At 31.2% G+C, this 1664-nt stretch carries 1 protein-coding gene; it reads left to right on the top strand.

Going from position 1 to position 1664, the window contains the following annotated elements; all coding sequences use genetic code 11:
• Positions 1–1367: LamG-like jellyroll fold domain-containing protein (locus QZZ51_RS16605; protein WP_291871730.1), on the top strand; the 1367-nt coding region annotated here is incomplete at its 5' end.
• Between the last annotated feature and the right edge of the window lie 297 nt (positions 1368–1664).

Raw genomic sequence — 1664 nt, 5'->3', positions numbered from 1 at the left:
ATAGGGCATATATAGATGCAGGATTAAAAAGTAGAGAAGCATTGCAATCTAGTTTTACAATTTCGTCTTGGATAAAACCTACAGCCCGGAATCTAGATAACAGTATTTTGGGTAAGGGAGATAACTTTGTTTTAAAAATTCATGACGGGTTTCTTACGTTTACTATGGCGGGAATAAAAGATTATATTTCTAAACCTTCTCCAATACCAATTAATACATGGACGCATATTACATTAGTGCATTCTAAAGTAAATAACGAATTAGTTTTTTATATCAACGGAAAGCAAACGGATAGAATAGGATTAATATCAGACTATGTTATTTCCAATTATAACATATTAATAGGGAGTAATTTATGGGAGGAATTTTTTATAGGGTATCTGACCGATATTAAAATTTGGGAGCGAGAACTTAATGATAATGAAGTAAGGGCCTTGTATTATAGAAAACCCACTAGTGAAAACAATTTTGCTAAGGTATTGTTGTCTTTTATGCTTGTGATAGGGCTTGGTCTCCTCTTTTTCTGGTTACAAAGAAGATGGAAAAAACAAAAAAGTAAGAGTAGAAATATCGCTAGTTCTTTTTTATGGAAAAATAGGAAAAACAAAGAAAAACCATTAGGAATAGATTTTAAAGAACAAATACTTTGTTTTGGGAGGTTGCGCATTATCAATAGCTTTGGCCAAGATATAGCTAAGAAGTTACCTCCTAAATTAAAACAGATTTTTGTAATTATTCTTTTATATAGTCAAAAAAATAAAAGAGGAATAACCACAAAAAAATTGACAGAACTTCTTTGGCCAGGCATGAGTGTGCAAAGTGCCAAAAATACAAGAGGTACTAATATCCAGAATTTAAGATTAATTCTTTCCTCATGTTCCGAAGTGCAACTTCTTTTTAAAGAAAAATGTTGGTTTTTAGAAATAACAGAAGATTGTTATTGCGATTACGCTACTAGTAGAAATTATTTAGATTTTCTCTCTCAGGAGGAATCTACATTAGATGATTTGGAAGAGAATGTGCCAAAATTACTTCAGATTCTAAAGGAAGGAAGGTTGTTAGCTAATATGGAGGATGTTTGGTTTGACCCTTTTGTAGAAAAGTTTAGCAATCAGGTTATAGAACAGCTAACAGGTTTAATTCCAAAGTTACATATTCATAAACACGAAAGTTTATTATACAGTATTGCAAAAGTTATTTATTTGTACGACGATTTAAACGAACAAGCCCTTTGTCTAAAAGTTAAAATTTTAATACATCAAGGAAAATTAAGTATGGCTCATACGGTTTACGATAATTTTTCTAAACTATATGCAAAACTTTATAAAGAAGACTATGCAACTTCTTTTGAAAAACTTTTGGTTTAAAGGCGGTAGGCTGTTTTGATGTATTCTTAAAATAACTCTCTTTTTTTATTCTATTACCCCATTTATTACCCTTCTTTTTACACACTCTACTGTTTCTTTGTTCTAGTTATTGTGAAAATGTAAATAAAATAGAATTATGGATAAGAAAGCAACCAACCGTAGAGATTTTGTGAAGAAGTCTTTACTAGTAGCAACAGCTATTAGTATTATACCTAGACACGTAATGGGAGGCGTTAACTTTATTCCACCAAGTGACCAACTTACAAAAGCAGTTATTGGAGTAGGTGGAATGGGGCA

Source organism: Maribacter sp. (assembly GCF_016744255.1).
Taxonomy (GTDB): Bacteria; Bacteroidota; Bacteroidia; order Flavobacteriales; family Flavobacteriaceae; genus Maribacter_B.
Note: the sequence above shows the minus strand (reverse complement) of the source record. Positions and strands in the feature narration are given on the sequence as shown.